Origin of the sequence: Salipiger bermudensis, assembly GCF_020171625.1 — a bacterium.
GTDB lineage: Bacteria > Pseudomonadota > Alphaproteobacteria > Rhodobacterales > Rhodobacteraceae > Salipiger > Salipiger bermudensis_B.
Window position 1 is genome coordinate 105,802 of sequence record NZ_JAIUZY010000001.1, and the last position, 14,502, is coordinate 120,303.

A 14,502-nucleotide genomic window follows, 5' to 3' on the forward strand; every position below is an offset into this window, starting at 1 on the left:
GGGAGAGACGGGACATGATCCAGCAGCTTGCCATCGACTCGCTTGGCGCCGGCATCGGTGTATTCCTCGGTGTTCTGATCGGGCTTGGCATCCGCAGACGCAAGGGCAAGACCGAAGGGCTGCTCGGCGGCTCGGTCCTGCTCACCGCAAGCGCGGCGGCGGGGCTCGCCATGCTCGTGATGATGATGCTGAAGTATGTCACCGCCGTCTGAGGTTCGTCCCGTAAGCGACTGGAGAGACACGATGATTGTGACCACGACCAACAGCATCGAGGGCCATCGCATCACCGCCTACAAGGGCGTGGTGGTTGGCGAGGCGATCATGGGCGCCAACGTGGTGCGCGATCTCTTCGCGCAGGTCACCGACATCGTGGGTGGCCGCTCCGGCGCTTACGAGCGCAAGCTTCAGGACGCCCGCGAGGTCGCCTTCCGCGAGCTCGAGCAGCGCGCGGAGGCGGCTGGCGGCAACGCCGTGGTCGGCGTGGATATCGACTACGAGGTGGTCGGGAACTCCATGCTCATGGTCTCGGCCTCCGGCACGGCGGTGGTGATCGAGTGATCGCAGCCGCGCCCATAACGCGCCCGGAGCTGACCATGCCCGAGGCCGAGGCCGCGCTGCTGCGCGAGACCTATGGCCGGGCCGCGGTGATCCTCGAATACGGCACCGGCGGCTCGACCGTGGTGGCCTCGGAACTGCCGGGGCGTACCGTCTTCGCGGTCGAGAGCGACCGGGACTGGGCGCAGATGATGCGCGACTGGTTCGACCGCAATCCGCCGGCCGAGGGCACCGAGGTCGATGTCATCTGGTCGGATATCGGCGCCATGCGGGAGTGGGGCCGTCCGGTCGACGAGACCGAGTGGCGGCGCTGGTCGCGCTACCCGCTCGAGGTCTGGGAGCTGCCCGAGTTCCGCCACCCCGACGTGGTGCTGGTGGACGGGCGCTTTCGCGAGGGCTGCGCGCTGGCGGCGGCCTTCCTTGCCGAGAAACCGCTGACGCTGCTCTTCGATGATTACGCGCAGCGCAAGCAATACCATCAGGTCGAGGAGTTCCTCGGTCACCCCGAAATGACCGGCCGCATGGCCCGGTTCGAGATCACCCCGCAGCCGGTCCCGGCGAAGCGCCTGCTGCGGATCATGCAATTGACGATGCGGCCCTGAGGCCGGAAAGAGGAAGATCGGCCGCAGGCCGACAGGAGAAAAACATGCTGGAAATCAAAAACCTGCAAGTGAAACTTGAAGAAGAGGACAAGCAGATCCTCAAGGGCGTCGACCTCACCGTCGAGGCCGGCAAGGTGCACGCGATCATGGGCCCGAACGGCTCGGGCAAGTCGACCCTGTCCTACGTGCTCTCGGGCAAGGACGGCTACGAGGTCACCGACGGCTCGGCCGAGCTGCTTGGCGAGGACCTGCTCGACATGGACGCCGAAGAGCGCGCCGCCGCTGGCCTGTTCCTGGCGTTCCAGTACCCGGTGGAGATCCCCGGCGTGGGCAACATGACCTTCCTGCGCACCGCGGTGAACAGCCAGCGCAAGGCGCGTGGCGAGGAAGAGATGAACTCGACCGAGTTCCTCAAGGTCGTGCGCGAGAAGGCCAAGAGCCTCAAGATCGACGCCGAGATGCTCAAGCGCCCGGTCAATGTCGGCTTCTCCGGCGGTGAGAAGAAGCGCAATGAGATCCTGCAGATGGCGATGCTCGAGCCCAAGCTCTGCATCCTCGACGAGACCGACTCGGGCCTCGACGTGGACGCGATGAAGCTGGTGGCCGATGGCGTCAACGCGCTGCGCGACGAGGGCCGTGGCTTCCTCGTGATCACCCACTACCAGCGCCTTCTCGACCACATCAAACCGGACGTGGTGCACATCATGCACGATGGTCGCATCATCAAGACCGGCGGCCCCGAGCTGGCCCTCGAGGTCGAGAACGAAGGCTATGCCCACCTGATCGAAGAGGAGGCGTAAATGGCTCTTGCGCAACCGAAACAGGACGCGACCGAGGCGCGCATCGCCGCGCTCGAGCTGCCCGAGGGCGGCTGGTCGGCCCCGGCGCGCAAGGACGCGCTGGCCCGGCTGCGCGCCATGGGGCTGCCCCATGCGCGTGACGAGTACTGGAAGTACACCCGCCCCGAGACGCTGGTCAGCGCCGAGGCGCCCAAGGCTGCCGTGTTCGACGCCGGCGAGGCGCCGATCTTCGGAGAACGGGACCGGCTGAAGATCGTCTTCACCGACGGCGTCTTCGATGCCGAGGCCTCGGACGAGCTGGCGCTCGAGGGTGTCGAGATCGCCCGCCTCGCGGAGGCGTCCGACATCCACTGGGCCAAGGACCTCTACGGCACGCTGGAAGCCAACGGCCAGACCCCGGTCGAGCGTCCGCTGGCGGCGCTCAACACCGCCTTCGCGACCGACGGCATCCTGATGCGCGTCACCGGCAAGGTGTCGAAGCCGATCAACCTGATCTATCACCACAAGTCGGAGACCTCCGACGCGATCCTGCACCACGTGGTCAAGGTCGAGGAGGGCGGCGACGTCACCATCCTCGAGAACGGCCCGGCGGCGGCCCGGTTCAACAAGGTGATCGAAGTGGACCTTGCGGACCGCGCGGGTTTCCACCACGTGCGCACGCAGGGGCGTGACCACGAGCGCCGCGCCGCCACCCACATCTTCGGTCGGCTCGGCACCGAGAGCACGTTCAAGACCTTCACCCTCACGGTGAACGGCGTGATGACCCGCAACGAGTGCGTCCTTGAGCTCAACGGCGACGATGCGGTGGCCCATGTCGCGGGCGCCTGCATGGGCGACGGCGATTTCCACCACGACGACACGGTGTTCATCACCCATGACGCGGTGAACTGCGAGAGCCGCCAGGTGTTCAAGAAGGTCCTGCGCAACGGGGCGACCGGCGTGTTCCAGGGCAAGATCCTCGTCAAGCCCGACGCTCAGAAGACCGACGGCTACCAGATCTCGCAGTCGCTGCTGCTGGACGATGACAGCCAGTTCCTCGCCAAGCCCGAGCTCGAGATCTATGCCGACGACGTGGCCTGCTCGCACGGCTCCACCTCCGGTGCGATCGATGAGGACGGCCTGTTCTACCTGCGCGCCCGCGGCCTGCCGCGCGGCATCGCCGAGGACCTGCTGACCATCGCCTTCATCGCGGAAGCGGTGCAGGAGGTCGAGGACGAGAGCCTGCAGGAAGAGATCGTCGAACGCGTCGAAGCCTGGCTGCTGCGGCGCCGCGGCTGATGTCGCTTTCGCGCGAAATCCTGGCCACCTACCGGGGGCCGGGCAAGGTCGTCGCGCGGCTCCTTTCGGAGGGGCCGCGCGAAGATCGTGCGCTGATGCTGGTGATGGCGGCCTGCGCGCTGTTCTTCATCGCGCAGATGCCGGCGCTGTCGCGGCAGGCGCATCTCGAAGAGACCGAGCTGAACCCGCTTTTGGGTGGGGCGCTTCTGGCGTGGCTCGTGCTGGCGCCGCTGATGTTCTACCTCATCGCTTTCCTGAGCCATCTCGTCGCCAAGCTGTTCGGCGGCAAGGGCAGCGCCTACGGCGCGCGGCTGGCGCTGTTCTGGGCGCTACTGGCGGCGACGCCGCTGGTCCTGCTGAACGGGCTGGTGGCCGGGCTGATGGGGCCGGGGCTCCAGCTTACGCTCGTGGGGCTGGTCTGGTTCGCGGTCTTCGTGTGGTTTTGGCTCTCGGGGCTGGCCGCCGCGCAGAAAGCGGCGCCGGCATGACCCCGGCCGGGTTCCTCCGACTGGCGTGGCAGACCGTCACCGCCCCGCGCGAGGTGGCGCAGTTGCTGCTCGCCGCTCGGCTCAGCCACGAGGCCATCCTGACCGCGATGGCGCTGGTGGTGGTCCTCAACGCGCTGGTGATGGGCATCATGCAGGCGTCGATGGGCCCCGGCGCGCTCCCGTTCATGATGAGCCCGGTGCTGTTCGGCGCGCTGCTTGCCGCGATGCTGGTGGTGTCGGTGATCGTGCTGACATGGATCGGGCGGATGCTCGGCGGCAGCGGACGGGGCGAGGATCTCGCGGTGCTGCTGAGCTGGCTGCAGGCGGTGCGCATCCTCTGGCAGGTGCTCGTCGCGGTGGCCGCGCTTCTGGTGCCGCCGCTCGCCTCGATCCTCGCGGTGCTGGGCTTTCTGGCCGGCATCTACATTTTCCTGAATTTCCTCGACGTGGCTCATGGCTTCGACAATCTGCTCAGGGCGCTTGCCGTGCTCGTGATCGGCGGGCTTGCCCTTGTCATTGCGATGAGCCTGCTCGTATCCCTGATGGGCATAAGCCCCAACGCGATGGCGATCTGATGTATGACGTGACCGAAATCCGCAAAGACTTTCCGATCCTCTCCCGGGAGGTGAACGGCAAGCCGCTGGTCTATCTCGACAACGGCGCCTCGGCGCAGAAGCCGCAGGTGGTGATCGATGCGGTGACCCGCGGCTATGCCGAGGAATACGCCAACGTCCATCGCGGCCTGCATTACCTGTCTAACCTCGCGACAGAGAAATACGAGGGTACGCGCGGCATCATCGCCCGCTTCCTCGGCGCCAAGGACGAGGAGGAGGTGGTGTTCACCTCCGGTACCACCGAGGGCATCAACCTCGTGGCCTATGGCTGGGCCATGCCCCGCTTCGAGCCCGGTGACGAGATCGTCCTGTCGGTGATGGAGCACCACGCCAATATCGTGCCCTGGCACTTCCTGCGCGAGCGGCAGGGCGTGGTGATCAAGTGGGTCGATGTCGACGAGACCGGCGCGCTCGATCCGCAGAAGGTGATCGACGCCATCGGCCCGAAGACCAAGCTTGTGGCGATCACGCAGCTCTCGAACGTGCTGGGCACCGTGGTCGACGTCAAGACGATCTGTTCCGCCGCGCGCGAGCGCGGGGTGGCGGTGCTGGTCGACGGCTCGCAGGGCGCCGTGCACATGCCGGTGAATGTCGAGGAGCTCGGCTGCGATTTCTACGCCATCACCGGGCACAAGCTCTACGGCCCCTCGGGGTCGGGCGCGATCTGGATCCGCAAGGAGCGGATGGCCGAGATGCAGCCCTTCATGGGCGGCGGCGACATGATCCGCGAGGTCCACAAGGAGGTCGTGACCTATGCCGATCCACCGATGAAGTTCGAGGCCGGCACGCCCGGCATCGTGCAGCAGATCGGCCTCGGCGTGGCGCTCGAGTACATGATGGATCTCGGCATGGAGAACATCGCGGCCCACGAGGCCCGCATCGCGTCCTACGCCAAGGAACGGCTCGCGGGTCTGAACTGGCTTCAGGTGCAGGGTCACGCGCCCGGCAAGGCGGCGATCTTTTCCTTCACGCTCGACGGCGCGGCCCATGCGCATGACATCTCGACCATCCTCGACAAGAAGGGCGTCGCGGTGCGCGCCGGCCACCACTGCGCCGGCCCGCTGATGGACCACCTGGGCGTCTCTGCCACCTGCCGCGCCTCGTTCGGGCTCTACAACACCGAGGCCGAGGTCGACACGCTGATCGACGCGCTGGAGCTGGCGCACGAGCTGTTCGCCTGAGACGTGACGCGTCCGGCCCGAAACCGACATCGGTTTCGGGCGACCCGTCCGGAGATGCCGCGCGTATCAGATCGCCCCGCGGCGCCAATTGTCGAGGCGCGCGCTCGATGCAGAATGGTGCGCGCTGCGACTGGCTGGCCGAGCCGGGTGGGGTGCGCTCTCGGACCCGGTGGCGCAGAGGGCCACGCATCCTGAAGCGCACGGATCGGCTTGGTCGAATTAAAGCGCCGCGAGACGGGAATTCGCGATTGCGGGCCGCGTTTCTTTGCACTATCACCCCGCCGCAGGCACCCGTAGCTCAGCTGGATAGAGCGCTGCCCTCCGAAGGCAGAGGCCAAAGGTTCGAATCCTTTCGGGTGCGCCACCCTTCCTCAAATCGTCATGCGTCCGAAGCGCTGTTGCAAACCGCTTGAGAGCTGTCGTGGACGTCCGAGCCCTTGGCGGGGATGGGCGTCCAGAGATCCCCACGGACATTGATGGTCATAACGGTCGCAGGAGCGACCGAAGGCAGTTTCGACATGTTGGGGGTGGTAGGGGCGTCAGGCGCGGTTCTGCGCCGTTCTAGGCTCGCGAAGCGATCCGCCTTTGCGCATCAGGCCAACTCAACGCGCCGCGGTCGGCATGATGCCCGGATGTCTCCCGGAAAGCTGGACCTAAGAGCCAGTGAGAGCGGACTTTCATGCAGCCAGACGCAAGAAAGCGCCCCCTCTCGGAGGCGCCTTCCTTTGCGATTCGGCCGCAGGTCAGCCGAGCGCCGCGACGCCCGGCAGGACCTTGCCCTCCATCCATTCGAGGAAGGCGCCGCCGGCGGTGGAGATGTAGGTGAAATCGTCCGACGCGCCGGCCTTGTTGAGCGCCGCCACGGTGTCGCCGCCACCGGCGACCGAGACCAGCTTGCCCGATGCGGTGGCCTTGGCCGCGTGCGCCGCGGCGGCGTTGGTCGCGGTGTCGAAGGGGGCGATCTCGAAGGCGCCGAGCGGGCCGTTCCAGATCAGCGTCTCGGCCCGGTCGATGGCCTGCTCCACATGCGCCACGCTGTCGGGGCCGGCGTCGAGGATCATCGCGTCCGCCGGGCAGTCCTCGGCCTTCACCACCTCCGACGGCGCGTTCTCGCGGAACTCGCGGGCCACCACCACGTCGCGCGGCAGCAGGATCTCGCAGCCCGTCGCGGCGGCTTTCTCGGCGATCTCCTTGGCGGTGCCGGTCATGTCGTGCTCGCAGAGCGACTTGCCGACGTCGAGGCCCTGGGCCGCGAGGAAGGTGTTGGCCATGCCGCCGCCGATGACGAGGATGTCGACCTTCTCGACGAGATTGCCGAGCAGCTCGAGTTTGGTCGAGACCTTGGCGCCGCCGACCACCGCCAGAACCGGGCGCTTGGGCGTGCCGAGCGCCGCCTCGAGCGCCTCGAGCTCGGCCTGCATCAGGCGCCCCGCGCAGGCCGGCAGCAGGTGCGCCAGGGCCTCGGTCGAGGCGTGCGCGCGGTGCGCCGCCGAGAAGGCGTCGTTGCAAAAGACGTCGCCGAGCGCGGCATAGGTCTTGGAGAGCTCGGGGTCGTTCTTTTCCTCGCCGGGCTCGAAGCGGGTGTTCTCGAGCAGCACCACGTGGCCCTTCTCGCAAGCTTCGATCACCGCCTCGGCCTCGTCGAGCGTGGCGAAATGCACCTTGGTGCCGAACGCCGCCTCGAGGGCGGGCAGCAGCATCTTCAAAGACATCTCGGGCACGACCTTGCCCTTTGGGCGGCCGAAATGCGCCAGCAGCACCGGGGTGCCGCCGCGCGCGAGAATGTCCTGCACCGTGGCGCAGACACGCTCGATGCGGGTGGCGTCGGTGACCTCGCCGTTTTCCACCGGCACGTTGATGTCGACACGGGTCAGCACGCGTTTGCCGTCCAGCTCCATGTCGTCGAGGGTCTTCCAGGCCATCTTGTCCTCCTGTCAAAGCGTTGCCCAAGGTCTGCCCCGAAGCACCGGCGGCGTCAATGTGCGCGCGTCCCTTGGCATTCGCGCGGGGGAGGATTAAGTCTCGGGTCGTAATATGCTGCGCAGGGAGTGATGCGACATGGCCGAGATCAAGGACCCCGAAAACACCATCCTCATGGAGCTGAAGGACGGCACCGTGACCATCGAGCTGCTGCCCGACGTGGCGCCCAAGCACGTGGAGCGGATGAAGGAGCTGGCGCGGTCTGGCGCCTATGACGGCGTGGTGTTCCACCGCGTGATCGAGGGCTTCATGGCCCAGACCGGCGACGTGCAGCACGGCAACAAGGACGACGGCTTCAACATCGGCCGTGCCGGCACCGGCGGCTCCGATCTGCCCGACCTGCCGGCGGAGTTCTCCAAGCTGCCGCATGACCGCGGCACGCTGGGCGCGGCCCGGTCGCAGAACCCGAACTCGGCCAACTCGCAGTTCTTCATCAACTTCAAGGACAACCACTTCCTCAACGGGCAATACACCGTTTACGGACGCGTCATCGACGGCATGGCGCATGTGGATGCCATCACCCGCGGCGAGCCGCCCGCGGATCCCGACAAGATGGTCAGCGTCAAGGTGGCCGCCGATGCGTAACCTGATCGCAGCGGCGCTCTGCACCCTCGCGGCGCCGCTCTCGGCGGCGGGGCTCGACGTGACGGTGTCGGGCGAGGGCGCCAACGGCACCTTCCACATCGACCTGTTCGAGGACGTGGCGCCGAACCACGTGGCGCAGATCACCGCTCTGGCGGAAGAGGGCGCCTATGACGGCGTCGCCTTCCACCGGGTGATCGACGGCTTCATGGCCCAGACCGGCGACGTGCAGCACGGCAAGATGGGCTCGGACATGCGCATGGCGGGCATGGGCGGCTCGGACCGGCCGGATCTCGAGGCGGAATTCTCGGATCGCGACTTCGGTCGCGGCGTGGTCGGCATGGCCCGGTCGCAGAGCCCGGACTCGGCCAACTCGCAGTTCTTCATCATGTTCGCGCCGGCGCCGCATCTCAACGGCCAGTACACGGTGGTGGGCGAGGTGACCTCGGGCATGGATGTGGTCGAGGCAATCAAGCGCGGCACCGGGCGCAATGGCGCCGTGGTGGGTCAGCCGGACCAGATGGAAACGGTCACCGTGACCGACTGATAGCACGCGGTGCGCGCCCTGCGGGGCGCGCGCTGGTTTTGCCGGCCCGCGCCTCTGGCGCGAACCGGCGGTGCAGGAGGGCGCGGCCCTCCTCTTGCCCCGGCAGGCCGGGGCAATTCACCTCCCGGGATATTTCTGGCCAGAAGAAGGGCGGGCTCAGCGTGAGAGCCGCGCCGGCAGGTGGCGTGCCAGCGGCGCGAGCGCCGGGTGGTGCAGCCAGGTGCCGCCGAGCCGGTGCGGCCTGGCGCCGGTGCCGAGCTTGAAGCGGGTGAGCCCGGGTCCGGCGTCGGAGTTCAGGACGCCGAGGTCCAGGGTGGTGTGGCCCTGCCTTGCGAGCCAGCGCATGGCGGCCCAGAGCAGCGCGTTCATGGCGCAGAGGCGGCGGCCATCGGGATGCGACACACCCATCTGCCAGGTGGCGGTCGGGCCGTGGCGCAGGACGGCGATGGCGGCGACGGGCCGGCCCTGATGCCGGGCCTCCCAGATCAGGGCGGCGCCGGGATTGGCGCGCGCGAAGGCGGCGATCAGCGCCGGGGGTAGCGTGCGGTAGCGTTTGCGCCGGGATTGTTTGGCCTCTGCGTCGAGCAGCCAGTGGTCCGGGGTGAGCGGTTGGTGGTGGATCTGCAGGCGGTGGTCGGCGCTGCGGTTCAGCCGGTTGCGCCATTTGCCGTGCATCGCGGCGCGCATCTCGCCCTCGGTCGAGAGCGGCAGGCGGGCCAGCGTGGCCGGGGTGAGCAGTGGCCAGAAGCCGTCGGCGCGAAGGCGGTCCGGCGTGGGGCCGTCGGCGTTGATCAGCAGCGGGCCGCGATGGCCGTCGCGGCAGAGGGCGAGCCAGTCGGCTGGCAGGGCGGTGCTCGTGACGGGCCCGCGGGAGATCAGGCCCACGTCGCCCAGAAGCGGCAGGCGGCGGCGTTGCGTCATCCAGAGCAGGCCGGCGCGGTCCCCGCAGCGCACCGGCAGCCCGAGGGCGCGCAGGGTGCGGGCGTATTGCGGCGATTGTTGCAGCGGCAGGACGGGGGGGGTCATGCTGCGTATTAACGGCTCGGAAAGTGAATGCGTGGTTAACTCGGGTCCATGTCAGAGAGCTGTTCTCAACGCCGCAAGGCGCTGCGTCCGTCCTCGGTGGTGGCGCCTGCGCCGCGGCCCACTCTGGCCGCGGCTTTGCTGCTCGCCAGCCTGCTGTCGCTGCCCTTCGCGGCGCTGGCGCTGGTGCAACTGCTGCCTTGAGCGGCGGCGCCACGAAAAAGGGCCGGCGCATGGCCGGCCCTCGGGATCGCGATGATGCGCGGTGCGCGTCAGCCGAGCTTGACCAGCGCGTGGCGCTTCTTGCCTGCCGAGAGCTTCACCGGGCTGGCCAGTGCCGCCGCGTCGAGCATCAGCCCGGCATCGGTGAGCGGGGCATCGTCGATGCGGGCGCCGTTCTCGGCGATCAGGCGCTTGGCGTCCTTGCCGGATTTCGCCAGCCCGGCGCGCACCATCAGCTGCACGATGGAGATCCCGTCGCCGCCCAGCTCCTCCGCCGAGAGCGCCAGCGTCGGCAGGTCGTCGCCCACGCCGCCCTTCTCGAAGACCTCGCGCGCGGTGGCTTCGGCCCCGGCCGCCGCCTCGGCGCCGTGGCACAGGGTCGTGACCTCGTTGGCCAGGATGATCTTGGCTGCGTTGATCTCGGAGCCCGAGAGCGCGCCGAGCCGGTCGCATTCCTCGACCGGGAGCTCGGTGTAGAGCTTGAGGAAGCGGCCCACATCGGCATCGGTGGTGTTGCGCCAGAACTGCCAGAACTCGTAGGGCGAGAGCATGTCGGCGTTGAGCCACATGGCGCCGCCCTGGCTCTTGCCCATCTTGCGCCCGTCGGAGGTGGTCAGCAGCGGTGAGGTCAGGCCGTAGATCTCGTTGTCGAGCACCCGCCGGGTCAGGTCGATGCCGTTGACGATATTGCCCCACTGGTCCGAGCCGCCCATCTGCAGCAGGCAGCCGTAGCGGCGGTTGAGCTCGAGGAAGTCATAGGCCTGCAGGATCATGTAGTTGAACTCGAGAAAGCTCAGCGACTGCTCGCGGTCGAGGCGCGATTTGACCGATTCAAACGACAGCATCCGGTTCACCGAGAAGTGCCTCCCGATGTCGCGCAGGAAGGCGAGGTAGTTGAGCCCGTCGAGCCACTCGGCGTTGTTGAGCATCAGGGCCGGGGTCTCGGCGCGGTCGTAGTCGAGATACTTGGCGAAGACCTGCTTCATGCCGTCGATATTGGCGTCGATCTGCTCGGGGGTGAGCAGCGGGCGCTCGTCGGCGCGGAAGGACGGATCGCCGACCTTCGTGGTGCCGCCGCCCATCAGGGTGATCGGCTGGTGGCCGGTCTTCTGCAGCCAGCGCAGCATCATGATGTTGAGCAGGTGGCCCACGTGCAGCGACTTTGCCGTGGCGTCATAGCCGATATAGGCGGTGACCACCCCTTTGCTCAGTGCCTCGTCGAGGCCCTGGTAATCGGTGCAGTCGGCCAGATAGCCGCGCTCGATCATGACGCGCATGAAGTCCGATTTGGGATGGTAGGTCATGGGGCTTCCCTCTTATAGTCCGCACGTTCCTATAAGGGCGGGGCGAGCAGAGGTGAAGGACAAGTTGAAGACAGCGCCGGTCTGGGCGCTTGGGGCGATGTCGGGCACATCGCTTGACGGGGTCGACGCGGCGCTGGTGCAGACGGACGGGCGGCAAATCCTGTCCTTCGGAGAGAGCGGGTACCGGGCCTATACCGGCGCCGAGCGGGCGGCCTTGCGCGCGGCGCTGGGGCGCTGGCCGGGCGACGATCTCGAGGCCGCGAACGACGTGGTGCAGCGCGCCCATGCAGAGCTTCTGGCGGAGTTCCCGCAGGCCGAGCTGGTGGGGTTCCACGGCCAGACGCTGGCGCACGAGCCGCGCGGGCGGGGCACGCACCAGCTTGGCGATGGTGCCGCGCTGGCTGTTGCCCTCGAGCGCGACGTGGTGTGGGATTTCCGCTCCGCGGATGTGGCGCTGGGGGGCGAGGGCGCGCCGTTGGCGCCGTTCTTCCATTTCGCCTGCGCGCAGTGGGCCCAAGCGACCGCGCCGGTGGCCTTCCTGAACCTCGGCGGGGTCGGGAACCTGACCTGGGTCGACCCGTCACGCGCCGGGCCCGAGGCGCCGGGGGCGCTTCTGGCCTTCGACACCGGGCCGGCCAATGCGCCCCTGAACGATCTGGTGGCGGAACGGCGCGGCTGGGATTGCGACCGCGACGGCGCTCTGGCGGCGCAGGGCAATGTCGTGGACGGCGCGCTCGAGCTGTTCCTCGACGAGGCCTATTTCCGCAAGATGCCGCCCAAATCGCTGGACCGGGACGATTTCTCGCTGATGCTCGATCTCGTGCGCGAGCTGGACGACGCCGATGCCGCGGCCACGATGACGGCGATGGCGGCGACCGCGGTGATGCTCGGACTCGAGCACTGCCCCGCGCCGCCGGAGCGGGTGCTGGTGACGGGCGGCGGGCGCCACAATCCGGTGATGATGGCGATGTTGGCCGCCGGGATCGACTGCCCGGTGGAGCCGGTCGAGGCGGTGGGTCTCGACGGCGACATGCTCGAGGCGCAGGCCTTCGCCTATCTCGCGGTGCGGGTGGCGCGCGGCCTGCCCACATCCGCGCCCGGCACGACAGGCGTCGCGGCGCCGGTGAGCGGCGGACGCATCAGCCGGGTGTGACCGGCGGGGCGGACCTCGGGGCGCGGACTTGGCGTCACCGTCCTGCCTGCCTCCGGCGGGAGTATTTTTGACGAAGAGAAGCAAGGGGCGCGGCGCTCCTGGCTTCTTTGGTTCAAAAATACCTCGGGGATGAATTGGCGCATAGCGCCAAGAGGGGGCAGAGCCCCTTGTTTCTCTTTTATCGGCGCGCCTTCGGTGCGACAGGCAGCAGAGCTCCCTCCTTTTCCTTCTCGTTGGCGCACCCGCGGTGCGATAGCAGGCAGTGCCACGCGCCTCGAACACGCCGAGGGCAAGCGCGTGACCCCTTGACGCGGCACGCGGCGCCACATAGCGCGGGGCCATGGCACAGGCACCGCTTCTCCAGCTTTCCGACATCTCGCTGACCTTCGGGGGCGAGCCCGTCTTCGCAAATCTCTCGCTCATCGTGCAGCCCGGCGACCGGGTGGCGCTTGTCGGCCGCAACGGCTCGGGCAAGTCGACCCTGATGAAGGTCATGGCGGGCATGGTAGAGCCCGACACCGGCAGCCGCGTGGTGCCGGCGGGCACCTCGGTGGGCTACATGGAGCAGGAGCCGGACCTGAGCGGCTTCGAGACGCTGGGCGAGTATGCCGCCCAGGGGCTGGGGCCGGCGGAGATGTATCTCGTGGAAGCCGCGGGCGAGGGGCTGGGCTTCGATCCCGAGCGCCCGGTCGCCACCGCCTCGGGCGGCGAGCGGCGGCGCGCCGCGCTGGCGCGGCTGATGGCGCAGGATCCCGACGTGATGCTGCTCGACGAGCCCACCAACCACCTCGACATCGCCGCCATCCAGTGGCTCGAGGCCGAGCTCAAGCGCACCCGCAAGGCGTTTGTCCTGATCAGTCACGACCGTCGCTTCCTCGAGGAGCTGACCCGCGCCACGCTGTGGATCGACCGCGGCGCGGTGCGGCGGCAGGAGCAGGGCTTCAAGGGCTTCGAGGACTGGCGCGACAAGATCTGGGCCGAGGAAGACGAGGCCCGCCACAAGCTCGACCGCAAGATCAAGGCCGAGGCCAAGTGGGCGGTCGAGGGCATCTCGGCCCGGCGCACCCGCAACCAGGGCCGGGTGCGGGCGCTCAAGGCGCTGCGGCAGGAACGCTCGAACATGATCCGCCGGCAGGGCACCGCTGCGATGGAGCTGGCCTCGGCGCCGGTCTCTGGCAAGAAGGTGATCGAGGCCGAGGGCCTGACCAAGGTCTTCGGCGACAAGACCATCGTGAAGAATTTCTCGCTCACCGTGCAGCGCGGCGACCGGGTGGCCTTTGTCGGGCCGAACGGCACCGGCAAGACGACGCTGATCCGCATGTTGACCGGCGAGATCGCCCCCGATGAGGGCCGGGTCAAGCTCGGCACCAATCTCGAGATCGCCCTGTTTGACCAGACAAGGTCGCAGCTCGACCCCGAGATGAGCCTGTGGGAGAGCCTCACCGGCGACAAGGATATGCGGGTCTCGGGCAAGGCCGACCAGGTGCTGGTGCGCGGCCAGCCCAAGCACGTGGTGGGCTATCTCAAGGAATTCCTCTTCGACGAGCGGCAGGCGCGGGCCAAGGTCGCCTCGCTCTCCGGCGGCGAGAAGGCGCGGCTTCTGCTCGCCAAGCTGATGGCGAAGGAATCGAACCTGCTGGTGATGGACGAGCCGACCAACGATCTCGACGTCGAGACGCTGGACCTGCTGCAGGACCTGCTGGGCGAATACGACGGCACCGTGCTGATCGTCAGCCACGACCGGGATTTCCTCGATCGCATCGCCACCACCACCGTGGCGATGGAAGGCAACGGGCAGGCGGTGGTCTATGCTGGCGGCTGGAGCGACTACCGCGCCCAGCGAGCCGAGACCGCCGCCGCCTCCGGGCCGTCCGAGAAGGCCGCCAAGCCCTCCAAGGAGACGCGCGAGGCCACCAAGCCCAAGCCGCAGCAGACTGGGCTGAGCTTCACCGAGAAGCACCGGCTCGAGGAGCTTCCCGAGGTCATCGCGCGGCTCGAGGCCGAGATCGGCAAGCTCGAGCAGCTGCTCGCCGATCCCGAGCTGTTCACCCGCGAGCCGGTGAAATTCCGCAAGGCCACCGAGGCCCTGACCGAGCGGCAGGACAAGCTCTCGGCGACCGAGGAAGAGTGGCTGACGCTCGAGGAAAAGGCCGAGACCGCCGGCTGAGCGGCG

At 68.1% G+C, this 14,502-nt stretch carries 16 protein-coding genes and 1 tRNA gene; 14 read left to right on the top strand and 3 right to left on the bottom strand.

Annotation, left to right across the window (positions count from 1 at the left end; all coding sequences use genetic code 11):
- Positions 1–14 precede the first annotated feature (14 nt).
- The 9 genes from LCM15_RS00455 (at position 15) to LCM15_RS00495 (ending at position 5,882) form a co-directional block, all read left to right on the top strand.
- On the top strand, positions 15–212 hold the full coding sequence (locus LCM15_RS00455; RefSeq protein ID WP_224852270.1) for a hypothetical protein: 198 nt from the start codon (positions 15–17) through the stop codon (positions 210–212).
- Between the two features lie 31 nt (positions 213–243).
- Entirely contained in the window at positions 244–558 is a 315-nt protein-coding gene (locus LCM15_RS00460) for a heavy metal-binding domain-containing protein (protein WP_224852271.1), read from the top strand.
- Between the two features lie 35 nt (positions 559–593).
- Positions 594–1,157 carry a hypothetical protein gene (locus tag LCM15_RS00465; protein WP_224852272.1) on the top strand — a complete coding sequence of 188 codons (564 nt, stop codon included), beginning with the start codon at positions 594–596 and terminating at the stop codon, positions 1,155–1,157.
- Positions 1,158–1,201: 44 nt separating this feature from the next.
- Positions 1,202–1,957, top strand: coding sequence for a Fe-S cluster assembly ATPase SufC (sufC, locus tag LCM15_RS00470; RefSeq protein ID WP_224852273.1), 756 nt, complete (start codon positions 1,202–1,204; stop codon positions 1,955–1,957).
- Complete coding sequence (locus LCM15_RS00475; protein ID WP_224852274.1) at positions 1,958–3,235, top strand: SufB/SufD family protein; 1,278 nt, start codon at positions 1,958–1,960, stop codon at positions 3,233–3,235.
- Positions 3,235–3,723: a YIP1 family protein gene (locus LCM15_RS00480; RefSeq protein WP_224852275.1), complete on the top strand. Its 489-nt coding sequence runs from the start codon at positions 3,235–3,237 to the stop codon at positions 3,721–3,723. Before LCM15_RS00475 ends, LCM15_RS00480 begins: the two co-directional genes overlap by 1 nt.
- Positions 3,720–4,298 (top strand): YIP1 family protein, encoded by a 579-nt coding sequence (locus LCM15_RS00485; RefSeq protein ID WP_224852276.1) that lies wholly within the window; start codon positions 3,720–3,722, stop codon positions 4,296–4,298. Before LCM15_RS00480 ends, LCM15_RS00485 begins: the two co-directional genes overlap by 4 nt.
- Positions 4,298–5,518: a cysteine desulfurase gene (locus LCM15_RS00490; protein WP_224852277.1), complete on the top strand. Its 1,221-nt coding sequence runs from the start codon at positions 4,298–4,300 to the stop codon at positions 5,516–5,518. Before LCM15_RS00485 ends, LCM15_RS00490 begins: the two co-directional genes overlap by 1 nt.
- 287 nt (positions 5,519–5,805) lie before the next feature.
- Positions 5,806–5,882 (top strand) — tRNA-Arg (locus LCM15_RS00495).
- A gap of 379 nt (positions 5,883–6,261) precedes the next feature.
- On the opposite strand, the gene LCM15_RS00500 is transcribed toward LCM15_RS00495, so the two are convergent.
- Complete coding sequence (locus LCM15_RS00500; protein ID WP_224852278.1) at positions 6,262–7,440, bottom strand: phosphoglycerate kinase; 1,179 nt, start codon at positions 7,438–7,440, stop codon at positions 6,262–6,264.
- A gap of 136 nt (positions 7,441–7,576) precedes the next feature.
- On the opposite strand from LCM15_RS00500, the gene LCM15_RS00505 reads away from it, so the two are divergent.
- Together LCM15_RS00505 and LCM15_RS00510 are read left to right on the top strand one after the other, a co-directional pair.
- The gene (locus LCM15_RS00505; protein WP_224852279.1) at positions 7,577–8,083 is read left to right on the top strand and encodes a peptidylprolyl isomerase; all 507 of its coding nucleotides are present in this window, start codon (positions 7,577–7,579) and stop codon (positions 8,081–8,083) included.
- The gene (locus LCM15_RS00510; protein WP_224852280.1) at positions 8,076–8,627 is read left to right on the top strand and encodes a peptidylprolyl isomerase; all 552 of its coding nucleotides are present in this window, start codon (positions 8,076–8,078) and stop codon (positions 8,625–8,627) included. The genes LCM15_RS00505 and LCM15_RS00510 overlap by 8 nt, the downstream gene beginning before the upstream one ends.
- A gap of 156 nt (positions 8,628–8,783) precedes the next feature.
- Here the strand turns inward: LCM15_RS00510 and LCM15_RS00515 are convergent, their stop codons facing one another.
- Entirely contained in the window at positions 8,784–9,653 is an 870-nt protein-coding gene (locus tag LCM15_RS00515; protein ID WP_224852281.1) for a GNAT family N-acetyltransferase, read from the bottom strand.
- Positions 9,654–9,701: 48 nt separating this feature from the next.
- On the opposite strand from LCM15_RS00515, the gene LCM15_RS00520 reads away from it, so the two are divergent.
- Positions 9,702–9,854 carry a hypothetical protein gene (locus LCM15_RS00520; protein WP_224852282.1) on the top strand — a complete coding sequence of 51 codons (153 nt, stop codon included), beginning with the start codon at positions 9,702–9,704 and terminating at the stop codon, positions 9,852–9,854.
- A gap of 68 nt (positions 9,855–9,922) precedes the next feature.
- Here LCM15_RS00520 and tyrS read toward each other — a convergent pair whose 3' ends face one another.
- The gene (gene tyrS, locus LCM15_RS00525) at positions 9,923–11,176 is read right to left on the bottom strand and encodes a tyrosine--tRNA ligase (protein ID WP_224852283.1); all 1,254 of its coding nucleotides are present in this window, start codon (positions 11,174–11,176) and stop codon (positions 9,923–9,925) included.
- A 97-nt stretch (positions 11,177–11,273) separates the two neighbouring features.
- Here tyrS and LCM15_RS00530 point away from each other — a divergent pair, with 97 nt between their 5' ends.
- The gene (locus LCM15_RS00530; RefSeq protein WP_263619534.1) at positions 11,274–12,329 is read left to right on the top strand and encodes an anhydro-N-acetylmuramic acid kinase; all 1,056 of its coding nucleotides are present in this window, start codon (positions 11,274–11,276) and stop codon (positions 12,327–12,329) included.
- A gap of 340 nt (positions 12,330–12,669) precedes the next feature.
- The gene (locus tag LCM15_RS00535) at positions 12,670–14,496 is read left to right on the top strand and encodes an ABC-F family ATP-binding cassette domain-containing protein (RefSeq protein WP_224852285.1); all 1,827 of its coding nucleotides are present in this window, start codon (positions 12,670–12,672) and stop codon (positions 14,494–14,496) included.
- The last annotated feature ends 6 nt before the right edge of the window (positions 14,497–14,502 follow it).